The organism is Bacillus sp. FSL K6-3149 (assembly GCF_038630515.1).
Lineage (GTDB): Bacteria > Bacillota > Bacilli > Bacillales > Bacillaceae > Bacillus > Bacillus pumilus.
Genome location: NZ_CP152034.1, coordinates 2,069,227 through 2,091,658, shown reverse-complemented (window position 1 = coordinate 2,091,658; position 22,432 = coordinate 2,069,227). Strand labels below are relative to the sequence as shown.

The following is a 22,432-nucleotide window of genomic DNA, read 5'->3' as shown; positions in this document are numbered from 1 at the left end:
AAATTGAATAATTAGTAATATAAATGCATTTTTATGCGTTTTGGTGTAAAAAAATTTATACCGTCACTGTTTCATTTGCTAAAACATGAGTCATCGCTTCTATTGCTTGATCTATTTCTGCTTTTTCTACATTCAGCGGAGGCAATAACCGAATCACATTCGGACCAGCTGGAAGTACTAGCAACCCCTGTTCTCTCAGAGCTGTGATATAATCTCCGACTCGCTGATGACATTCAACCCCTGCCATCAATCCTTTTCCGCGTACTTCTTTTACGATATTCAGTTGTTTCAGATCTTGCAGTTTTTCTAGCAGATAAGCGCCTTTTTCTTTGACTTCTGTCAGAAACTCATCTTTGAAAATGACATCGAGTGTTGCATTCACAGCAGCCATGGCAAGCATGTTGCCACCAAAAGTTGTTCCATGTGAACCTGGTGAGAATGCGTCTCCTAAAGCCTTTTTCCCGATGACTGCACCGACTGGGAAGCCATTTCCTAATCCTTTAGCAGAAGAGATAATATCAGGATCAAGTCCCGTCTGTTCGTATGCAAATGCTGTTCCTGTACGTCCAATACCCGTTTGAATCTCATCTACGATCAGAAGTGCTTCATGCTTTTGGCAAAATGCTTGAACAGCTTCTAGAAATTCTGTTGTCGCTGGATTTACGCCACCTTCTCCTTGCACAACCTCAAGCATCACCGCTGCCACATCATCGACTTCACATGCAGCAATAGCGTCTGGGTCATTGAACGGGACATAATGAAAGCCTTCCAGCATGGGACCAAAACCCGTTTTGATTTTATCTTGACCTGTAGCAGCCATACCAGCATACGTGCGCCCATGAAAAGAGTGCAGAAATGTCACGATGTTTGTTTTCTCTGTTGCTTTACGCGCTAATTTGATTGCACCTTCATTTGCCTCAGCTCCGCTATTACAGAAAAACACGAGATCCCCTGAACTGTTTGCAGCCAGTTTTTCTGCTGCTTTTTCTTGCAGTCCATTTTCAAATAGATTCGATACATGCCAGACGTGATCAAGCTGTTTCTTGATGGCTTGATTGACCTTTGGGTGATTGTGACCGAGATTTGTGACCGCAATGCCTTGTATAAAGTCTAAATATTTTTTCCCATTTGTATCGAATGCCCAAGAACCTGCTGCCTCTTTAATTTCAACATTCCACCGTCCATAAGTTTGAAAGAGATGACTCACAGGACCGCCTCCTTTTCCTTCACAATTCTTGTTCCTTTAAAGGTTTCCCCTGTAAAGATACTGCCTTTGCCATTGACGATCATGACTTCATTCACATCTCCTGATAAAGCACTCAAAGCGGATTGCACCTTTGGAATCATTCCCCCGGAAATAATGCCTTCATCAATGAGCATGAGAGCTTCTTGTTCGGTGACGACATCTAATAGCTCGCCATTTTTTAAAATGCCTTCCACATCTGTAACAAACATGAGCTTATCAGCTTTCATCGCTCCTGCGACAGCTGATGCTGCTAAATCAGCGTTTACGTTTAACGTTTGGCATTCCTCTGTCATAGACAACGGTGCAATCACAGGAATAAACTGTTTTTCCATTAATGCTTCTGCCATCTCTGGATGCACTTCTTTGATTTCACCAACGTACCCGTACACGTCTTGATTAAGAAAATCAGCGACAAGCATCTGACCATCTTTCCCAGACACGCCGACAGATGAGATACCATGCTTTGCGAGCTCTGATACAAAGTATTTATTGACCGTTCCTGAAAGGACCATTTCGGCTACCTCTAATACCGGCTTCGTTGTTTTGCGCTGCCCGTCAACAAATTCTGTTTTCACTTCTAATTTTTGCAGCATGTTCGTGATTTCAGGGCCTCCGCCATGGACGATAGCCAGCTTAAATCCAGCAGCTTGAAGTGAGCGGACATTTTCGTAAAAGGTATCTGAAAGTTCTCGAATGACACTGCCTCCACACTTGAATACGATCGTTTTATCCATGTCTATCTCCTTCATTATGTGCGATAGCTCGCGTTAATTTTCACATAATCATAGGTAAGGTCACAGCCCCATGCCGCTGCCTGACCATTCCCCTCATTCATTTGAATCAAAATCGTGATCTCATCCTGCTCTAAATACGCTTTTGCTTCCTCTTCTGAGAATGGCTGCGGTTCATTATGTTTAAACAGACATTGTCCACCTAAATACACTTCTACCTCTTGTGGTGTGACGGACGCTGCGCTATGGCCAATCGCTCCAATGATACGCCCCCAGTTGGCGTCGGTGCCGTATACGGCTGTTTTCACTAGACTTGAACCGACGATTTTCTTCGCTATGATGCCGGCTTCTAAATGATTTTTAGCGCCAGCGACTTGCGCTTCAATTAATTTCGTTGCACCTTCTCCGTCTCTTGCAATCTCTTTGGCAAGATCCTCACAAGCTAGCTTTAATCCTTCTTTGAACAATGGCCATTCTGGATGCTCTTCATTTAGCACATCATTTTCTGCCATGCCATTTGCCATCACGAGTACCATATCGTTTGTCGATGTTTCTCCGTCGACAGTAATTTGATTAAAGGTCACATCGGTAATATCACGCAGTGCATTTTGCAGAGCGTCTTGTTCGACATTTGCATCCGTTGTCACGAAGCCAAGCATTGTTGCCATATTTGGATGAATCATACCTGAGCCCTTCGCTGCACCTGAAATGAGAATCTCTTTGCCGTTTATCGTCAGGGTGTATGTTGTGTTTTTAATGACTGTATCTGTCGTTAAGATTGCCTCTTCAAAATGACCATTTCCTGCTTTTGCTTCTTTCAGCTGAGTGATGCCTTTTTTGATTTTATCCATATCCAGACACTCTCCAATGACACCAGTAGAAGAAACAGCAATGTAATCAGGTTCTACCCCTAACATATTTGCGCAAGCTGCCTGCATTTCGTATGCGTCCTTTAAACCTTGCTCACCGGTACATGCATTGGCGATGGCACTATTGACAATGACCCCTTTTAATTGCCCTGTCTTTTTTAAGCTTTTCTGAGTGACTTGTAGAGGCGCAGCTTGAAAGTGACTTTGTGTGTATACCGCTGCACTCGCTGCCGGCACTTCACTGACGATCAGTCCGAGGTCTTTTTTTGAATAACGTAATCCAATATGAATCCCCTTTGCTTCAAAGCCTTTTGGTGATGATACGTCACCGTCTATTTTAACAATGCTTTTTTCATTCAATTCGATCATGTTTGTTGTCTCCCCTGTTCTTATGGATAGAGAGGTGTCATTGTGAGGCCCGCCTCTTCATCTAAGCCTTTGATGATGTTGAAGTTTTGAACCGCTTGGCCGGCTGCGCCCTTCATGAGATTGTCGATCACAGACACAATCGTGAGTCTGCCTGTACGTTCATCTAAATGAAAGCCAATGTCACAGAAATTACTGCCGTATACTTCCCTTGTTTGCGGATACACCCCGTGATCTCTCACTCTGACAAAATAGGAATCTTCATAAAAGCCTTTCATATGCTTCATCAATTCCTCTTTTGTGATATCTGATTTCAGCTGGGTATACATCGTCGCCATAATCCCCCTTGTCATCGGGACAAGGTGCGTTGAAAATGTGATATTCGCCGTGTGCGGATTCCATTCTCTTAATATTTGCTCTATTTCAGGTGTATGTTGATGTTCATTTACCTTATAAATTTTGAAGTTGTCGTTTAGCTCTGAAAAATGCGTTCCAAGTGAGGCAGATCGTCCTGCACCGGACACTCCTGTTTTTGCATCTATTATGATCATAGATTCATCGATTAGATTCTGTTTCATCAGCGGTGCTAAACCGAGAAGAACTGCGGTAGGGAAGCACCCTGGATTTGCAATAACTTCAGCCTGCTCAATCGTTTCACGATTCAATTCAGATAACCCGTACACAGCTTGTTGAACAGATGCTTGATCAGCTGCCCTTCGTTTATACCAAGCTTCATAGGTTGCACCGTCTTGAATGCGCAAATCACCTGATAAATCAATGATAGGCACTCCTTGGTTCATGAGCTTCGGTGTGAGTTCACTTGATACGCCTGCTGGTGTCGCTAAAAACACAGCATCTGTTTCTCGCACAATGGCAGCAGGATCAATGGCTTTTAATGTTTGATCAGTAATCGTTGTTAGATGCGGATAAGATTGACTGTATAATTGCCCATCACCACTCGATGAATACAATATACATTCATCCACGTGTGGATGTTGCTTGAAGATACGAACTAATTCCGCACCACCGTATCCCGTAGCACCTATAATACCTATTTTCAACGTCAATACACCCTCTTGATCTTTGTGAAATTATTTAACATTATAACATGTATAAAAATTAATTCAATTGTATATTTAATATTTCTTTTCATTTTTTTTCATAAAAAAATCCACATATCTACGTGAGATATGCGGATTTATCTTTCATATTTCATCAAGATGATCATGAGAGCACTGCATAAATATATGATAGAGCTTGCATAAAAAATGAAGTAAACGGTGAAGAAATCTGCAAACAGGCCGCCAAGCATAATTGCTATCGATGAAAAAAGAGCTGTCCAAAAATGATAGCGGCCGACCTCCTTCATTCTTTTATTCTCTGTTGTCAGTTCCGTAACGATGAGTTTTTCCCCGTGCTTTTGAAAGCCGCCTAGTGCACCAAGTGCCAGCTGAATCATATACACTTGCGCGACTTCTGTTATATGCGGAAATAGCAGCAAAAGAAATGCCATACCGAACGAATGAATAATCAAAAAGAGCCGCCTATCGGTGGTTTCGGGCATTTTCCCTAAAAGTAAATGAATAAACGCTCCGCTTAAACCAAAAAGGCCATAGGCAAGACCAAACTGAGAGTAGCTTGATCCAACATTTTTAATAAAAAGAATGTAAAAAGGGAAAATCAAACTGCTGGCGAAAAACAGCAGACTTTGAGAGTAGACGAACCATTTCATTGCTTTTGCATTCATTGTGTATTGTACCTTTCATAAAAGTAATTGATAAACCTGCCGTCCGGATCTGCTTGCTTTTTCTTTTGGAAGAACACATCCGTTTTAGGATACGCCTGTTTCATTTGTACCTTCGTTTGATAAGGCATGTACGGTAAGTAATAGCTTCCATGGTGCCGTAGCGTGATATCTGTCATTTGCCGGATGATCCGCTCTGCTTCTGCCTTCTCTTCTTTCTTAAAACCATAATTCACTAAAAGAACAAGGGCAAACATATCTTCTTTCGCATATGAGAGATCCGCTTTTTCATTTTTTTGTACGTAGCGGATCGTGATGTTCATTAAATTCAAATCTTCCTGTTGTAAAAAGTGTCTCATTTCATCGATATACGCACGAAAGCGGTCCACTGGGACGAAATATTCCTGCAGTACATCTGTGTCTGACTCATTCTCATAGTCTAAAAAAGCAGAATCTGAGCGCATCACATTATTTCTTGTGATCAGCTGATCATTTTGACTTTGGAAATACTTCTTTTGCAAATTCCATAGCAGATCTTTCCCCATATCAAACCTTCTTGAAAGACCGAGCATAAATTTGAGTGGCATAACGAGTTGATCCTCTTTCAGCTCTTGATATGATTCGATCTCTTGTTGTGAAGTGAGGGAATAATTCGTTACATACATCTCTTTCAAAAAGTTGGTTTTCGATGTTGAGATTCTGGCAAGATGCATGCGTACTTGTTTATTTTGTTTGACATGTTTTTGAAAATAATCAGTGTATTCATCGTAATTTAGAGAGGTTGTCTCCATTTTATATAATTCATCCTTTGTTAAGGAAAGTTCAACATCTAAAATGACTCCGAACAAGCCGTACCCTCCAATAACGGCAGTAAATAAATCATCGCCTGGCTTCACTGTGACAATCTCACCATCTGCTTTTAACAGTCTGAAGGAACGAACGGTGTCAATGAGTGAGCCGTAGCGAATGTCACGTCCATGTGCGTTTGCACTGAGAGAACCGCCAATCGTAAAGATGTTCTGTGATTGCATGACCTTCACTACAAGACCATATGGGTTGACATATCTTTGTATATCATCCCATGTAGCGCCGCTTTGGACACGGATGGTTTTCTTTTTTTTATCAAATGCTAAAATTTGGCGGAATTCTGTCATATCGAGCACGATGCCATTTTCATAATACGTGTGGCCGCCCATGCTATGCTGTTTGCCGGCAATGGATATCGGTAGTTTTTTTGCTTTCGCTTCTTCTACTACTTCTTTTAAAGTGTCTATTTCTTTACCTTGAACGACTTTTTTTATTTTAACAGGCATGAGATGACTGACATCTGTAAATGCCTCAAGGTCTTGTTTTTTGTGTGCTTGCTCCTCACGAATGGTGATTGATGTAAAAAATGCAGCAGCATATCCCATCAAAAGAACGATCCACAACCATTTTCGTTTCATTATAGGTACTCCGTTCTATAAAAATTACATTCATTATATCAAACCATACTCTCCCCCCACCTTAATTTTTCATAAAAAAACCCGGTACGAGTGTTCCTCATACCAGGCATTTTCATTTGTGCTTATTGAATACCGAGCGCGATTTTTGCGTATCTTGACATTTTGTCTCGTGTCCAAGGCGGATTCCATACGATGTGAACTTCTGTTTCTTTCACTTCTGGAAGATCACTTAATGCTTTTTTCACTTCATCCACGATAACTGGTGCAAGGGGACACCCCATTGATGTTAAGGTCATCGTGATATCCGCTTTTCCATTCTCATCAAGATCGACATCATAGACAAGTCCAAGGTTGACGATGTCGACATTCAGCTCAGGGTCAATCACCTGTTCTAGGGCGCCTAAAATATTTTCTTTCAATGCTTCATCCATGATATCCACTCCTTTTCCATTAGTATAACGTACTTTTTCTTTTGACTAAACGTTTGTGCTTTTCAGATGTGTCACAAACCAGTCAATCGTTTCAAACATTGCCTGTCTTGAGACCTTATGGCCAGCTTGTCCATCTGTAATAAAACGAATCAGGTGCGGATCTTCTTTATATTGGGTTGCTACTAACTCGTCATAAAGAGCTTTTGCATGCCGATAAGGGACAACTGGATCGTTTTCTGCATGCCAGAATAACAGCGGTCTTTTGTTTAATCGATCTGTTTGCAGCGTTAAATCATAAGGACGCAGCGCGTCTAATTGCTGATGAACCTCTTCGTCTGTAATTTCTTTCATCAACCCTTTGTTCCGCATGTTCATGATTTGTGCTTGTAGGAATGTCGTATATTTCGGACTGCCCATCAAGCTAACTGCCGCTTTAATCCAATCATGCTTGGCGAGTGCACCAAAGGTCGTGATACCGCCCATGGAAGTACCTGCAACACCGATCAGATCGGCTTCAATCAATTGTTTTTCTTGAAAATATGTTTTGAGTATATCGATTTCACGTATTTCGTTCAGGACAATTTCCCAGAACCTTGACGCCAGTTCCTCTAAGCTGAGGTTTTCTGATCTTACACCATGATAAGCACAGTCAGGCAAAATCACTCTCATGCCTTTTTCCGCCAAATGAAAGGCGAAGTGTAAGTTGTGCTCGCGTGCACTTGTAAATCCGTGTATAAAAAATACAAGCGGCAGCGGTTTGTTTTTATTTTCAGCTTTTACGATATGTAAAAATGGAATATCGCGCGCAATTTGCTCATCAATGGTGATCACAGCCTATGAATCCTCCTTTATCATTCCCGTCTTTGTTTATTTTAACATGTAGACAACAAAGATGTGATAAAGATACACTATAGGTAGAGGCGCCGCAAGAACTGCCTCCTATCACTTACAGATCAAAGGAGATTTTATGGAGACTAAACCTTATCTAATCGCACTTGACCTGGATGGCACGTTATTAAAAGATGATAAAACCATCTCTACACACACACTTGACGTCATTCAAAAAGTGAAAGACAGCGGGCATCATGTCTGTATTTCAACCGGACGGCCATTTCGTTCCAGCTCTCCTTATTATCAGCAATTACAGCTTGATTCACCCATTGTGAATTTTAATGGAGCGTTTGTCCATCATCCTCTTGATGAAAAATGGGGAAGATTTCATACTTCACTTGATCTTCAAGTCGTTAAACAGCTTGTAGACATTAGTGAGGAGTATAAAGTACACAATGTGCTAGCTGAAGTGTTAGACGATTTGTATTTCCATTATCATGATGAGAAGCTCATTGATATATTTAATATGAATGCAAATAAAGTTACTGTTGGAGACCTTAGAGACAACCTTGGAGAGAATGTGACGAGCGTGTTAATTCACGCAAAAGAAGAGGACGTTGGAGCCATCCGAAGCTATTTATCAGATGTTCATGCAGAAGTAATTGATCATAGGCGATGGGCTGCTCCGTGGCACGTGATTGAGATCATTAAAACAGGCATGAACAAAGCCGTTGGACTGCAAAAGATCAGTGATTATTACGGCGTTCCACAGGAGCGGATTGTGGCATTCGGAGATGAAGACAATGATTTAGAAATGCTTGAATTTGCTGGATGCGGTGTGGCTATGGGCAACGGAATCGATGCTGTGAAACGTATTTCAAATGAAGTCACTGATACAAACGAACAAGATGGAATTGCAAAGTTTCTAACGAATTACTTCTCGCTTTAATTTTTCCATTCATACATACCAGATGGAAGCGGGCATACTACCTTTAGACAGGTTGTCCTGTCAGCTTGTGTAAAGGGGCGGATTCCGAATGGGTAAAAGAAGCAAATCGAAACGCTTTATACAACAAGGTAAAGATTCAGTCAGTCTGCATGATGCACGTTTTCCTTATCGTTCTACGCTTGAAGAAGCTGCGGAGGACAGGGGAAATATGAAGACTGATGCTTCTGGAGGTTCATTGTGAGAAACGAACTTTTTGATCAAGCCAAATCATTTACTGAAGAAGCCCTTACTTCTTCATTTCCATCTGGGTTAGAGCGTCAACAGGCGGTCAAACGAGCCAAAAATGCCGTATCATCTGCATTTGCCAATTCGACAGATGCAGAAAGAAACCAGCTGCATACCTTCCAAGACTTGCTCGATGATCTCTAACATAAAAAAGCTGTCCACACCATCGGACAGCTTTTTCTGTTTCTCATGAAGCTGAAAGCACTTATTTCACTTGGAACGTTTTCTTTTCCGTGATTTGCTTCAGCCCTTCTGCTTTTCCTTTAAATGTGACGACCGCTTCATACGTTCCCGGCTTGACACCATTTGACCACGTATCTTGAAAATCATAGGCTTCGCCTTTCTTTAGTACAAATGATTGGATGGCCTGAGTGAACATACGGTCTTTTGAGTAGCGGTATTGTTCATTTCCGTTTTCATCATACACACTGAGCTCGAATTTCTGGCTTGTGTTAAAGGTAAATTCAATATCTCGATCTGATTCATTTTTCAGTGACATGTTAAATTGAACCGAAGAACCTTTCTGGACGGGGTCTACTGTGAGTACAACCGTTTTTTCTCCCATTTGACCGGATACCTCCTTGTTTGGTTCATCCTTTTTTTGTTGTCCACAAGCGGTTAAAATCAATACAACGAGAAGAAGCACCAACCCTTTTTTCATTCGCTACCCACCTTTTAATCTCGTCTGAAAAATCCAAGAATATTAGTTGTTTGCACAATATTTGTAAAGGCTTTTGGATCGACTTCTTTAATAATTTGTTCAAGTTCATACAACTCATACCTTGTAATGACGATCACCATCATTTCTTTTGGCTCATTGGTAAAAGCTCCCTTTGCAGGTACAGTCGTAATACCTCTGACCATTTTTCCATAAATGGCTTCCTTGATTTCATCAGCCTTCTTCGTCACAATCATCGCGGTCAGCTTCTCATGTCTTGTATGGATGGCATCAATGACCCTTGTGGTCACATACAGTGTGACAAGGGTATATAATGCTTTCTCCCAACCTTGTAATAATCCTGCTGTAAAAATGATGATACCATTTAAAATGAAGAAATACGTACCGACTGGTTTATCCTTCCACTTCGCTAAGATCATGGCTATGATGTCGAGTCCGCCTGTCGATGCCCCAAATTTGAGCGTGATCCCAATCCCTACTGCTGATATCACGCCGCCAAACACAGCATTTAGTAAAATATCATGTGAAACACTCGTTTCTGGTAAGATGCCGAGGAAAATGGTCGTCAGGGCCACACTGATGATGCTGTAAAACGTAAAGGAACGGCCCACTTTCATCCACCCTAAAATGCCGACTGGAATATTTAAAATAAATAATAGAATCCCTGTGGATACATAAAATGGCGCATATTGATCCATTAAGCTAGATAACAGCTGGGCTACCCCTGTAAATCCACTCGCGTATACATCAGCTGGGATTAAGAATAAATTTAGTCCAATCGCATTGAGCAGTGCACCAATGACGACGACAATGAGTTTTTTTGCTTCTCCGATGAACATATTGTCATTCCTCCACTTACCATTCTCTCTATGGTTTTCCCTAAAATTTAGAATTTGAACACGAAAAGTTGATTTCTGTGATATAGTTAGGCTAAAAAGTTGTAAAATATGGCTGATTTTTTTAGAAAGAAGGGATTTTGATGACTGTTCATATCATAGCAGACAGTGCTGCTGATCTGCCTCTTTCTTATTATGATGAACATAACATGACGGTTATTCCGCTCCGTGTATTGCTTGGCGAGCAGGAATTTGAAGATTTGGTCACCATTGAACCAAAACAAGTATTTGATGCGATGAGACAAGGTGCTAGCCCAAAAACGTCACAAGCTTCACCAAACCGAATCAAAGAAGCCTTTGTTTCTCTCGCACAAACCCATACATCTGCAATCTATGTTGCCTTCTCATCAGAGCTTTCTGGTACATATCAAACCGCTGTGATGATGGCAAACGAAGTGAAGGAAGAATACCCTGATTTTGATTTACGAATCATTGATTCTAAATGTGCTTCACTCGGCTATGGGCTTGCTGTCAAACACGCTCAATCACTTGCCATTGACGGAAATACAATACTAGAAATTGAAACGTCTGTAAAGCATTTTTGCGAATCTTTACAACATATTTTTACTGTAGACGATTTATCGTATTTAGCAAGAGGCGGAAGAATTAGTAAAGCGTCCGCATTTGTTGGCGGTTTATTGAGTATTAAGCCCATTTTACACGTCGAGGATGGAAAGCTCATCCCCCTTGAGAAAATCCGCGGACGTAAAAAGCTGTTGAAACGCATTATTGAACTGATGAAAGAACGTGGAACGGATTGGTCAAATCAAACTGTTGGCATTAGTCATGGTGATGATCCTGCACTTGCAGAAGACATGAGAGAATTGATTGAAGCCGAATTTCATCCAAAAGAAATTGATATTCAGATTGTCGGCGCAGCTGTTGGGTCCCATTCAGGCCCAGGTACGCTTGCCATCTTCTTTACAGGCAAACCATCATAAAAAGCACCCTTCCCTGACACATCACGGGAAGGGTGCTTTTCTTATGACTTATGAAAGTTTAAAACGGTGGACGGTTTCATTTAACCTTGCCGTCATACTCATCAGTTCTTCTACCTGTTTGTTCATTTGATGGAAAGATTGCAGCTGTTCATTGGCCGAGGCAGAAATTTCTTCACTGCCAGCTGCTGTTTCTTCTACAACCGCACTAATATTTTCAATCGAGTTGAGCACTTGTCCGCCAAGCTCTGTTGATTGAACAATTTGGTCATTTAAGACCGCCATTTCTCGTTTAATGTGCTGCGCTTTTGTTTCTATATCTTCAAAGGAGTGTGAGGTTTTGTCCATCGCATCCTGCTGTTGAAGTGAAAGCTTGACTCCTTCTTTGACAGTTTGACTAATGGATTGAATGCCTCTTTCAATATGACTGACCATATCAAAGATTTGTCTTGTAGCGTTAGATGATTCGTCAGCTAGCTTACGAATTTCATCTGCTACAACGGCAAAGCCTTTTCCAGCCTCACCTGCTCTTGCCGCTTCAATCGCTGCATTTAGCGAAAGTAAGTTTGTTTGATCCGCAATGTCAGAAACTGTTTTGGCCATAGCCGAGATCCCGCTAGCATATTGCGTGAATTCTCCTGCCGACTGCTCGATTTGCCTTGTGGCATGTGTATTTTTTTCAATCGCCGTTTTGGTTTCTGTTAACGTGTGCTTTCCACTTTCCACTGCTTCTATCGCATCCCCTGTACTTTGGATGACTGTTTGTGAACGTTCGGAATTTTTACGTCCATGCTGATCCATCTTTTCAATCAAGCTAACGCCATGCTGGAGATCCTCTGAAATGGCCTGTGACCCATTTGCCATTTCGTCTGTCGAGACAGATACTTGATTTGCAGATTCCATCAGCTTTTTGTTTTCATCATCTAACTGGATCGAGAATGTCTCTACTTGACTTGAGACATTACTGATTTCTTTAATCAAACTAATCAGTTGATCTGTCATTTGATTAAAGGATTCATTCAAGCCGCCGATTTCATCCTTACGCTGAATGTCCATTCGCTCGACAGCAAGGTTGCCTTCTGCGATCTGCTTCGCTCGGTAGGAAAGTGATTTAATCGGTGTCACGATGGATCTTGTTAATCCAATATTTAAAAAGACAGCAATGACAATCAGTGTGAGGGCTGCGACGAGTGCACTTGTGATGATCCATTGCACATTATCCGCTGTATTCTCTAGATTTTGTTTATATGCTTCTTCTGCTCTTTTATTCATTGTATGGATGTCGTTTAAAACACCATCAATTCTTGCAGCGACCCGTCTTGCATCCGATGCGTTTTTTTCACCAATGGCATTATTTGCTTCCTTGGTCCACGTGTCATATTTTGCATTTAACCTTGTTAATTCATCTTTATTTATATTTCCTGCATGTTTGTTTAACGTCTGCAGCTGTTTTTTTGCTGTAGAAATACCGGTTTGAACAACCTCTAGCTGTTCATCAGAAAGGGTCATTGAATAATTGGTCATGGTTTGTTCGACGCTTTCAAAGCTTGCCTTCGTTTTTTGAACATTTAATAAGGCTTGAACTTCTGTTTCATTTGATGATTGGATCTTTGTCATACTGACAATGATAAAGGCGATGACGCCAACTGCTAAAAGAAGTGAGACGAGTGAGTTGAGTAAAATTTTGATGCGCAAGCTCATGATGCGTCCCCCTCATCTTTTAGCAATTTCTGCTTCAGTTCATTTACTTTTTTGGTCAATGTTTCAGCATCTTTGAGCACCCGAATTCTTGCCATATCGATTCCGTCATTGTTTAAGTCGTAAATAACATGCCCATTTTTGATTTGATTGCTCTTGACGAGCTGTTCGCTGAATTGATAGACCACTTCATCGACTTTTTTTACCATGGACGAAATCACCGCTTTTTCAGCGGTGTAGTACTGATCACTATCTACACCAATGGCATATTTGCCCTGCGCTTGCGCTTCTTTTAATACACCGACACCTGTATAGCCAGCTGCGGCATATAAAACGTCTGCTTTCTTTTTGATCATGCCTTTGGCTATTTTACTGCCTTTGTCCGCATCACTAAACGTATTAGCATAGGTGGATAAGATCTTGATGTTCGGATTCACTGATTTGGCGCCTTTTTGGAACCCTTTTTCAAAACGATGGATCAACTCCGCATCGACACCGCCAACAAATCCAATGACATCACTTTTCGTTGTCATTGCAGCAAGTGCGCCCGCTAAATAGCTGCCTTGCTCTTCTTTAAACGTCACGGAGGTCACATTTTTCAGCTCAGATACGGCATCGATGAGCAAAAAGTGCTTCTTCGGATATTTCTTTGCGACTTTTTCTAAGTCTTCTTGCATACTAAAGCCTACCCCGATGACGAGATCATTGCCAGCTTTTACAAGCTCGGTCAGTCCTTTTTCATATGTATCGGTTTCTGCAATTTCTCTATAATCAAATTCAATACCTAGGTCATCACGTGCTTTTTCTAATCCTTTAAACGATGAATCGTTAAATGATTGATCACCAAGACCATCATCTGTGAGCATAACGCCAATATGCTTCGCATTTGATGCTGGTGGTTCCCCTTGTTGATTGCTGCATGCGGCGAGCACCATAAGCACGGCTACCAACAGAAGCAATGAAATTTTCACTTTCATCCAAACACACACTCCTTTTGTCATCCTTACTCCTTTCTTATCGGATTTGAGAGGCGTTGTTTCAATGATTAAGTGAAGGTTTTTCAGCTTTTTTCATGACTTTTTTCACTAAAAAAACCCATTATTTATCACAAATATAAAAAAAGGGATAAAACCATGATGATTTTATCCCTTTTTCTTCATTTCAGTGTGATATGAAAACCCATGAGGTTAGGGTTCTCTTTCACGCTGCTCATTTTTTCTCGTATGTCCAGCCCTCTTTTTGGTAGACTAGGCCGTTTTTCATCAAATGACCTAATGCTCGTTTAAAGGCTGCCTTGCTCATTTGGAATCGTTCACGGATGTCTTCTGGATCACTTTTGTCTCCATAAGGCATAGCACCATTTCTCGTTCTCATATAGGTTAAGATTTCTTCTGCATCGACAGATAACGCTTCCTGTTTTCTAGGAAGCAGAGAAACGTTCACGGTCCCATCCTCTTTCACTGCAATGACGCGTCCTGTCACGGTCGATCCTAATCTTGGTTCTTCCTTTCGTTCCGTGCGGTGGATAAACCCTCGCACGCCTGTATCTGTCAGCATAAACGAGCCTGTCGCAATTAAGCGATAAATCGTACCAGTGATTTCTTTGTTCATTAAGGTTTCAGGTGCTTCAGTAAACAATTCACTGATCACATCTTCAGTGGCTGGCTTTGCGAACATTCTGCCGTAGCTTGTGACTTTCAGCATACAGTAAAGTTTGTCTCCTTTTTTCGGCCATGCTTCCTCAAAAGGCGGTAGATGTTCTGTTGCAACAAGTGCATCCTTTGAAAGCCCAACATCCACAAATGCGCCCATGTCTTCTAGGACGTCTACGACTTCTACCCAGCCATATGTATGCGCATTGATTGTCGGTATTTTCATCGTCGCAGCTAGTCTTTCTTCATGATCTACGTATAAGTAGACCTCTACTTCATCTTGGTCACCAATATCTTCTGTCATTTCACTGCGGTGCAAGAGGACCGAATCTTCACCATCTGTCAAAAAGTAGCCGTATTCCATCTCGTTCTCTATTTGCAAGGTCAGTTGCTCACCTGGTCTCATGTTCTCTTCCTTCCTATCTGCTCATAAAAGAGCGTTCGTTCATCTTTTGATTCACTTTATTCTACTATACTTCTCCTCACATGAACATCTCTAGTTCTGTTAGCTAAAGTGGTCAAACCGAACGCGATTTATACCGCTGCTGGCAGAACTCTTTGACTCATCTCTTTGATAAAGTTTCTTCTTCTCCACGTTGCATGATAAAATAGACGCAATATCTATCCATGGAGGTCATGTGTTATGGCAAAAGAAAGCTCATTTGACATTGTATCAAAGGTTGAACTGCCTGAGGTGCAAAACGCCGTTCAAGCAGCGCTGAAGGAAATTAAAAACCGTTATGATTTTAAAGGAAGTAAAAGTGATATTTCTCTTGAAAAAGAGGAGCTCGTGCTCATCTCTGATGATGATTTTAAGCTGGAGCAGCTAAAAGATGTACTTGTGTCAAAGCTGATCAAACGAAATGTTCCAACTAAAAACATCGACTACGGAAAAACCGAGCATGCCCTTGGCGGAACCGTACGCCAGCGCGCGAAGCTGATCAGCGGAATTGATCAAGACAACGCCAAAAAGATCAATGCACTCATTAAGCAATCCGGCATCAAAGTGAAGTCACAGTTTCAAGATGACCAAGTGCGTGTAACAGGAAAAAATAAAGATGATTTACAAGAGGTTATTTCTCTTATGCGCAAGGCAGATTTACCGATTGACGTTCAATTTATAAATTTTCGATAAATTTCAAATTTTCCATTGATTATTTCCGATTTTTTCGATACAGTGGATGGAAGTTCAATTTATTGACATGTTCATATCGCTTTCTTATCAAGAGAGGCAGAGGGACTGGCCCTGTGAAGCCTCAGCAACCGGTGTAGTAGAAATATATTTTCTATGACCAAGGTGCTAAATCCAGCAAGCAACTGCTTGGAAGATAAGAAGAAGAATTACGATACAGCCAAAAAGTCTTCTTCTTATCAGAAGGCTTTTTTTGTTACATAAAAATAAGGAGGAAACCAATGGGCCTATTACAAGACTTACAAAACCGCGTACTGATTGCTGACGGTGCAATGGGAACACTTTTATACTCTTACGGCATTGACCGCTGCTTTGAAGAATTAAATTTATCGAAAGAAGATGAAGTAAGGCGCGTGCACGAAGCATATGTGCAGGCTGGTGCGGACATCATTCAAACAAATACGTACGGCGCAAATTATATTAAACTATCCCGCTACGGCTTAGAGGAAGAAACAAAGCGCATCAATACAAAGGCGGTACAAATCGCAAAAGCAGCCGCCGGCTCTGCTTATGTCCTTGGAACGATCGGCGGCATTCGAACGTTTAACAAAAATGCCTATACAATTGAAGAAATTAAACGAAGCTTTAGAGAGCAGCTGTATATTCTATTAAATGAGCAGCCCGATGGATTATTGCTAGAAACGTATTATGACATGGAAGAAGCGAAGGCCGTTCTCCAAATTGCACGAAAAGAAACGACTCTCCCGATTGTCATGAACGTCTCCATGCATGAACAAGGTGTGTTGCAGGATGGAACACCGCTCAAGGATGGTTTATCTGAATTGTCCTCTCTTGGCGCAGACGTCGTTGGCATCAACTGCCGGCTTGGCCCTTATCATATGATTCAGGCACTCGAAGGCGTTCCAATTTTAGAAAATTCTCATTTATCAGTCTATCCCAACAGCAGTCTTCCCTCTCTTGAAGAAGGCAGACTCGTCTATGATACAGATAACGATTATTTTCGAAAAAGTGCACTTGAATTTAGAAATCAAGGCGCACGTATTATCGGCGGTTGCTGCGGAACAACGCCTCAGCATATTCACGCAATGGCTGAAGCGGTCAAGGATTTAGCCCCGATCACTGAAAAAGAAGTGAAAGTATTAAAAGAAGAAATCATTTCGATTCAAGATCAGCGGACTGAACCAGGTCTTGATGAGCTCGCTACGAAAAAACGGACGATTATTGTAGAGCTTGATCCGCCGAAGAAGCTGAACTTCGAAAAATTCCTCGTCGCGGCAAATGAGTTAAAGAATGCAGGCATTGATGCCTTGACATTAGCCGATAATTCTCTTGCGACCCCGCGCATTAGCAATGTGGCTTGCGGGGCATTATTGAAACAGCAGCTTGATATGCGTTCACTCGTCCATATCACGTGCCGTGATCGTAATTTGATTGGGCTTCAGTCCCATTTGATGGGTCTCGACACCCTTGGTTTAACTGATATTTTAGCCATTACAGGCGACCCTTCTAAGATTGGAGATTTCCCGGGTGCAACGTCGGTTTATGATTTAACCTCCTTTGATTTGATTCGGCTGATTAAGCAGTTTAACGAAGGCCTTTCTTTCTCAGGGAAGCCGCTTGGCAAAAAGACCAATTTTTCAGTAGCTGGCGCGTTTAATCCGAATGTTCGCCACATTGATAAAGCGGTCAAACGTCTTGAGAAAAAAATCGAATACGGTGCTGATTATTTTATTTCACAGCCTGTTTATTCTGAGGAACAGCTTGTGAAAATTCATGAGGAGAGCCGTCATTTAGATAAGCCGATTTATATTGGCGTTATGCCGTTAACAAGCAGCCGAAATGCGGAGTTTATTCATCATGAAATTCCAGGCATCAAATTATCTGATTCCATTCGTGACATTATGGCCAAGGCTGGTGAGGATAAAGAAAAGCAGCGAGCAGAAGGCTTAGCGATTGCCCGCTCTTTATTAGATACAGCCTGCGAATTGTTTAACGGCATTTATTTAATTACCCCTTTCCTTCGATCAGACTTAACAGCAGAACTAACCACCTACATTCATCAGAATGAAAAGGAGTCAAACACCCATGTCAACTATCACTGAACAGCTTAAGAAACGCATCCTCGTCCTTGATGGTGCAATGGGGACCATGATTCAAAATGCCAATCTCACAGCAGAAGACTTTGGCGGAGAAGAGTATGAGGGCTGTAACGAGTATTTGAATGTGACAGCCCCTCACACCATCCGCGCGATTCATAGAGAATACCTTGAGGCAAGCGCCGACCTCATTGAAACAAATACGTTCGGGGCTACAAAGCTCGTCCTTGACGAATACGGGCTTGGCCACCTTGCCTATGAACTCAATATACGGGCTGCCCAGCTGGCAAAGGACGAAGCTGACCGTTTCTCCACGCCGGAGCAGCCTCGATTTGTTGTTGGCGCGATGGGTCCCACTACGAAAACATTATCTGTGACAGGCGGCACAACCTTCGATGAGCTCGTCAAAAACTATGAAGAGCAGGCCCGCGCCTTGATTGATGGCAAATGTGATGCCCTTCTTTTAGAAACAAGTCAAGACATGCTGAATGTAAAAGCTGGTTTCAAAGGCATTCAGGAAGCCTTCCAGCAGACAGGTATTGAGTTGCCTCTCATGGTATCAGGTACGATTGAACCGATGGGCACTACCCTCGCTGGTCAGGATATTGAAGCCTTTTATATCTCTCTTGAGCATATGAAACCAATGAGTGTCGGCCTGAACTGTGCGACGGGTCCTGAATTCATGACAGACCATATCCGCACGCTCTCCTCCATCGCCAAGTCAGCGGTTAGCTGCTATCCAAATGCTGGTCTACCAGATGAAGAAGGTCAATATCATGAATCCCCTGCTTCACTTGCTAAAAAAATTTCCGCCTTTGCCAAGGAAGGCTGGTTAAATATTGTTGGCGGCTGCTGCGGAACAACACCTGCACATATACAGGCATTGTCAGATGAAGTACGAACGATTCAGCCGCGTCACATTGCGCATGAATCGTCTCAGCATACCGTATCAGGAATTGAGCCCCTGATATATGAGGAGTCAATGCGCCCTCTTTTTGTAGGAGAACGAACCAACGTGATTGGTTCACGCAAATTCAAACGACTCATTGCGGAACAAAAGTTTGAAGAAGCATCAGAAATTGCTCGTGCACAGGTAAAAAACGGCGCTCACGTGATTGATGTGTGTCTCGCTGATCCAGATCGCGAGGAGGCGGCTGACATGGAAGGCTTTTTACAAGAGGCTATGAAAAAAGTCAAAGCCCCTTTTGTCATTGATTCAACGGATAAACACGTGATCGAAAAGGCGCTCACATATTCCCAAGGGAAAGCCATCATCAATTCCATTAACCTTGAGGATGGCGAAGAACGCTTTGAAGAAATTCTTCCACTTGTGAAGCTATACGGCGGTGCACTTGTTGTCGGCACGATCGATGAAACAGGGATGGCCGTAACAGCAGAACGAAAGCTCGAGATTGCCGTACGCTCTCATGATCTATTAACGGAGAAATATGGCATTCCCGCAAGTGACATTATTTTTGATCCACTCGTCTTTCCAATAGGCACTGGAGACGAGCAGTATATTGGCGCTGCCGAAGAAACGATCAAAGGCATCAAAATGATCAAGGAAAACCTGCCTGAGTGCTTGACGATTTTAGGCATCAGCAACGTGTCTTTTGGACTCCCGCCTCTTGGGAGAGAAATCTTGAATGCCGTCTACTTGTATCACTGCGTCCAAGCAGGACTTGACTACGCCATCGTGAATACAGAAAAGCTTGAACGCTTCGCTTCTATTCCAAAGGAAGAAATCAAGCTCGCTGAAACGTTGCTCTATGAAACAAATGATCAAACCCTTACTGAATTCACCCAGTTTTACCGAGGCAAAAAGAAAACGGTAAAAAAACCAAAGGTCTCCTTATCACTTGATGAAAGGCTAGCACTCTACGTCGTCGAAGGAACAAAAGAAGGACTTATCGATGATTTATCCCTTGCTCTAGAGCAATTTGAATCACCACTTCATATCATCAATGGTCCGTTAATGCAGGGAATGGCTGAGGTTGGACGTCTTTTCAATCAAAACGAACTGATTGTGGCGGAAGTGCTTCAATCGGCAGAGGTCATGAAGGCATCTGTATCGTATCTCGAGCAATATATGGAAAAGCAGCATGCAAACGGAAAAGGTAAGATTCTACTTGCCACTGTAAAAGGAGATGTCCATGATATTGGAAAAAACCTTGTCGACATCATTTTGAGTAATAACGGCTTTCAAGTGGTCGATCTCGGGATCAAGGTGACACCGCAAACATTGATCGAAGCTGTGCAAAAGGAAAAGCCAGATATGATTGGATTATCAGGATTGCTTGTGAAGTCAGCCCAGCAAATGGTACTCACCGCTCAGGATTTACAAAAGGCGAATATTTCCGTGCCCATTTTGGTTGGCGGCGCTGCACTTTCTCGGAAATTTACGAAAATGAAGATTTCGCCTCATTATGACGGACCGGTCCTTTACGCAAAAGATGCGATGGACGGCTTATCTTTAGCCAATGAGTTAAAAGCAAATCCTCTTCAGTTTCAAATAAAGCCCGACGAAGAGTCTGTGGCACCTGTCAAAGAGAAAGAAACAAAGCAGCCACAAGCTGTCATTGAATTACTAGAAAAACGTGCGGCACTCCCTGAGTCACCTATTTTCACACCAGAAAATACGGCACGTCATTATGTAAGGGACATCGACCTGCATCACATTATGCCTTATGTAAATGAACAAATGCTCATTGGCCACCACCTTGGATTAAAAGGAAAGGTCAAAACATTGTTAGCGCAGCAGCATCCAAAAGCATTGGAATTAAAGCAGCTTGTCACAGACCTTCTAAACGAAGGCAGAGAGAAAAACTGGTTTGCCCCTGCATTTGTCTATCAATTTTATCCTGCTAGTTCAAACGGAAATGATCTGCATATTTATGATCCCAAAGCGCCTGACCGTATCATTGAAACATTCCAATTTCCAAGACAGGAGAAGCTTCCATACCGCTCCATTTCTGATTATGTGCGGGGAAGCGGTGAAAAGGAGAAAGATTATATTGCCTTATTTGCCGTCACAGCCGGAGCGCGTATACGTGAAGTCGCGCAGCACTTTAAGCAAGAAGGAGATTATTTAAAAATGCATGCAGTTCAAGCTCTTGCGCTTGAGCTTGCAGAAGGATTAGCCGAAAGAACCCACCAAGTGATTCGTGACAAATGGGGCTTCCCTGACCCAGTCGATTTCACAATGGAAAAACGATTCCAAGCGAAATATCAAGGGCAGCGCTATTCCTTTGGTTATCCCGCCTGTCCAAATCTTGAAGACCAAGAAAAGCTGTTCAAGCTGCTTCAGCCAGAAAAAATCGGCATCCAGCTAACAGAAGGATTTATGATGGAACCTGAAGCATCTGTTTCAGCGATCGTCGTTGCTCATCCTGAAGCTCGATATTTTAATGTTCATTAATGCAGAACCTCCGAAACTGGAGGTTCTTTTTTGCTGGGAAAATTAGATAAACTTCAATTTTTACACTATACCTTCTTATGGTACGATACACATAGATGAATTCAGCTAAGAAGGAGTTGCGCGTCATGACAAACGTTGTTCAACGAGCATTAACACTCGATGACATACCAGATCTTATCGCATTGTCTCAAGAGGTAGACTGGCCTGATTACAATGCGGAAGAGCTCACATCTCTTTTAACAAATGGATATTTCACAGGTTTTTCAACAGCGGATGGACAAGTCATCTCATGTGCAGGACTTTTCCAATATGATCGAATGGCGTCAATTGGTGCTGTCATTGTATCTGAGACACATCGCGGCTTAGGTCTTGCAAGGAAAATGATTGACACCCTGCTAGATCAATGTGATCAAAGCATTCCTGTCGTTTTAACCGCTACTGTCCAAGGGCGGCCAGTTTACGAAAAAATCGGGTTTCACACGGCTGGTTACATTACGACTTACAAAGCGCAAAACCCAAACCCAGAAGCGCTTCGTGTGTCAGATGACATCCACCTGTCTCCTGCCGATGAATCGCACCTTTCGTGTATTGAAGCACTAGATGAAAAAGGCGCAGGCACAAATCGATCAAGCTTTATAAAAAACCGGATGAACCGAGCAGCACGGCGTATCATTGCACAAAATGAACATCACGACACAACTGGCTTTGCGTTTGGCGTTGAAACACCTGCCAATTTAATGATTGGTCCGCTTGCTGCAAATGATGAACTTACAGCTCTCTCGCTGATCCGTTCGCTCATTTCGTCTTATTCGGGTCCAATTCGTTTAGATATGCAGGAGGAAACAGCTGAGCGCCTCCATGAATCACTTGTTGAAGCAGGTTTTACGAAAACAAACAAAGCGCATTTTATGATGATTCGTGGAAAAGAAAAGCTGAACGATCCCGCTCTTCTTTATTTCCTTGCCTCTCAAGCATTTTCGTAATATATAAAAAGCTGTAGACACT

Annotated in this window: 21 protein-coding genes and 1 riboswitch; of the genes, 8 read left to right on the top strand and 13 right to left on the bottom strand. The window is 42.2% G+C overall.

The genetic code is table 11. From position 1 onward, the window contains the following. Nucleotides 1-55 precede the first annotated feature (55 nt). The 8 genes from MHB83_RS10460 to MHB83_RS10425 all read right to left on the bottom strand — a co-directional run bounded on the left by MHB83_RS10460 (nucleotide 56) and on the right by MHB83_RS10425 (nucleotide 7,663). Nucleotides 56-1,207, bottom strand: a complete 1,152-nt coding sequence (locus tag MHB83_RS10460) for an acetylornithine transaminase (protein WP_342496307.1) — start codon at nucleotides 1,205-1,207, stop codon at nucleotides 56-58. Further along, on the bottom strand, nucleotides 1,204-1,980 hold the full coding sequence (gene argB / locus MHB83_RS10455; protein WP_342496306.1) for an acetylglutamate kinase: 777 nt from the start codon (nucleotides 1,978-1,980) through the stop codon (nucleotides 1,204-1,206). Before argB ends, MHB83_RS10460 begins: the two co-directional genes overlap by 4 nt. Before the next feature lie 14 nt (nucleotides 1,981-1,994). Continuing rightward, nucleotides 1,995-3,215, bottom strand: a complete 1,221-nt coding sequence (gene argJ, locus MHB83_RS10450) for a bifunctional ornithine acetyltransferase/N-acetylglutamate synthase (RefSeq protein WP_113386935.1) — start codon at nucleotides 3,213-3,215, stop codon at nucleotides 1,995-1,997. A 20-nt stretch (nucleotides 3,216-3,235) separates the two neighbouring features. After that, complete coding sequence (gene argC, locus MHB83_RS10445) at nucleotides 3,236-4,273, bottom strand: N-acetyl-gamma-glutamyl-phosphate reductase (protein WP_034620058.1); 1,038 nt, start codon at nucleotides 4,271-4,273, stop codon at nucleotides 3,236-3,238. Between the two features lie 137 nt (nucleotides 4,274-4,410). Continuing rightward, nucleotides 4,411-4,959: an MFS transporter gene (locus MHB83_RS10440; RefSeq protein WP_212046083.1), complete on the bottom strand. Its 549-nt coding sequence runs from the start codon at nucleotides 4,957-4,959 to the stop codon at nucleotides 4,411-4,413. Further along, nucleotides 4,956-6,401 (bottom strand): FAD-binding oxidoreductase, encoded by a 1,446-nt coding sequence (locus MHB83_RS10435; RefSeq protein ID WP_342496305.1) that lies wholly within the window; start codon nucleotides 6,399-6,401, stop codon nucleotides 4,956-4,958. Before MHB83_RS10435 ends, MHB83_RS10440 begins: the two co-directional genes overlap by 4 nt. A 122-nt stretch (nucleotides 6,402-6,523) precedes the next feature. Continuing rightward, a complete protein-coding gene (locus MHB83_RS10430) occupies nucleotides 6,524-6,832 on the bottom strand; it encodes a metal-sulfur cluster assembly factor (RefSeq protein ID WP_003211530.1) in 309 nt (102 codons plus the stop codon). Between the two features lie 45 nt (nucleotides 6,833-6,877). Continuing rightward, a complete protein-coding gene (locus MHB83_RS10425) occupies nucleotides 6,878-7,663 on the bottom strand; it encodes a prolyl oligopeptidase family serine peptidase (RefSeq protein WP_137054797.1) in 786 nt (261 codons plus the stop codon). A 136-nt stretch (nucleotides 7,664-7,799) separates the two neighbouring features. On the opposite strand from MHB83_RS10425, the gene MHB83_RS10420 reads away from it, so the two are divergent. From MHB83_RS10420 to MHB83_RS10410, 3 genes are all read left to right on the top strand, one after another. Next, on the top strand, nucleotides 7,800-8,612 hold the full coding sequence (locus MHB83_RS10420) for a Cof-type HAD-IIB family hydrolase (RefSeq protein WP_050945320.1): 813 nt from the start codon (nucleotides 7,800-7,802) through the stop codon (nucleotides 8,610-8,612). 88 nt (nucleotides 8,613-8,700) lie between these two features. Beyond that, on the top strand, nucleotides 8,701-8,853 hold the full coding sequence (locus tag MHB83_RS10415) for a hypothetical protein (protein WP_008348539.1): 153 nt from the start codon (nucleotides 8,701-8,703) through the stop codon (nucleotides 8,851-8,853). Further along, nucleotides 8,850-9,041 (top strand): DUF3813 domain-containing protein, encoded by a 192-nt coding sequence (locus MHB83_RS10410; protein ID WP_003211719.1) that lies wholly within the window; start codon nucleotides 8,850-8,852, stop codon nucleotides 9,039-9,041. Before MHB83_RS10415 ends, MHB83_RS10410 begins: the two co-directional genes overlap by 4 nt. A gap of 61 nt (nucleotides 9,042-9,102) precedes the next feature. Here the strand turns inward: MHB83_RS10410 and MHB83_RS10405 are convergent, their stop codons facing one another. Next, nucleotides 9,103-9,558, bottom strand: coding sequence for a BsuPI-related putative proteinase inhibitor (locus MHB83_RS10405; protein WP_044139906.1), 456 nt, complete (start codon nucleotides 9,556-9,558; stop codon nucleotides 9,103-9,105). A gap of 14 nt (nucleotides 9,559-9,572) precedes the next feature. Continuing rightward, complete coding sequence (locus MHB83_RS10400) at nucleotides 9,573-10,415, bottom strand: YitT family protein (protein WP_003211320.1); 843 nt, start codon at nucleotides 10,413-10,415, stop codon at nucleotides 9,573-9,575. 140 nt (nucleotides 10,416-10,555) lie between these two features. On the opposite strand from MHB83_RS10400, the gene MHB83_RS10395 reads away from it, so the two are divergent. Beyond that, nucleotides 10,556-11,413: a DegV family protein gene (locus MHB83_RS10395; protein WP_342496304.1), complete on the top strand. Its 858-nt coding sequence runs from the start codon at nucleotides 10,556-10,558 to the stop codon at nucleotides 11,411-11,413. A gap of 48 nt (nucleotides 11,414-11,461) precedes the next feature. Here the strand turns inward: MHB83_RS10395 and MHB83_RS10390 are convergent, their stop codons facing one another. The 3 genes from MHB83_RS10390 to MHB83_RS10380 form a co-directional block, all read right to left on the bottom strand. Then, entirely contained in the window at nucleotides 11,462-13,111 is a 1,650-nt protein-coding gene (locus MHB83_RS10390; RefSeq protein WP_050945323.1) for a methyl-accepting chemotaxis protein, read from the bottom strand. Then, complete coding sequence (locus MHB83_RS10385; RefSeq protein ID WP_268458893.1) at nucleotides 13,108-14,085, bottom strand: BMP family ABC transporter substrate-binding protein; 978 nt, start codon at nucleotides 14,083-14,085, stop codon at nucleotides 13,108-13,110. The genes MHB83_RS10390 and MHB83_RS10385 overlap by 4 nt, the downstream gene beginning before the upstream one ends. 232 nt (nucleotides 14,086-14,317) lie before the next feature. Then, entirely contained in the window at nucleotides 14,318-15,166 is an 849-nt protein-coding gene (locus MHB83_RS10380; protein WP_003212403.1) for a S1 RNA-binding domain-containing protein, read from the bottom strand. Between the two features lie 237 nt (nucleotides 15,167-15,403). Between MHB83_RS10380 and MHB83_RS10375 the strand changes: the two genes are divergently transcribed. The 4 genes from MHB83_RS10375 to MHB83_RS10360 all read left to right on the top strand — a co-directional run bounded on the left by MHB83_RS10375 (nucleotide 15,404) and on the right by MHB83_RS10360 (nucleotide 22,410). Further along, on the top strand, nucleotides 15,404-15,895 hold the full coding sequence (locus tag MHB83_RS10375) for a YajQ family cyclic di-GMP-binding protein (RefSeq protein ID WP_003211707.1): 492 nt from the start codon (nucleotides 15,404-15,406) through the stop codon (nucleotides 15,893-15,895). A gap of 81 nt (nucleotides 15,896-15,976) precedes the next feature. Beyond that, nucleotides 15,977-16,095: riboswitch (SAM riboswitch) on the top strand. A 78-nt stretch (nucleotides 16,096-16,173) separates the two neighbouring features. Next, nucleotides 16,174-18,015, top strand: a complete 1,842-nt coding sequence (locus MHB83_RS10370; RefSeq protein ID WP_342496303.1) for a bifunctional homocysteine S-methyltransferase/methylenetetrahydrofolate reductase — start codon at nucleotides 16,174-16,176, stop codon at nucleotides 18,013-18,015. Further along, a complete protein-coding gene (gene metH / locus MHB83_RS10365; protein WP_342496302.1) occupies nucleotides 17,999-21,427 on the top strand; it encodes a methionine synthase in 3,429 nt (1,142 codons plus the stop codon). Before MHB83_RS10370 ends, metH begins: the two co-directional genes overlap by 17 nt. Nucleotides 21,428-21,552: 125 nt before the next feature. Beyond that, nucleotides 21,553-22,410, top strand: coding sequence for a GNAT family N-acetyltransferase (locus MHB83_RS10360; RefSeq protein ID WP_342496301.1), 858 nt, complete (start codon nucleotides 21,553-21,555; stop codon nucleotides 22,408-22,410). Nucleotides 22,411-22,432 lie beyond the last annotated feature (22 nt).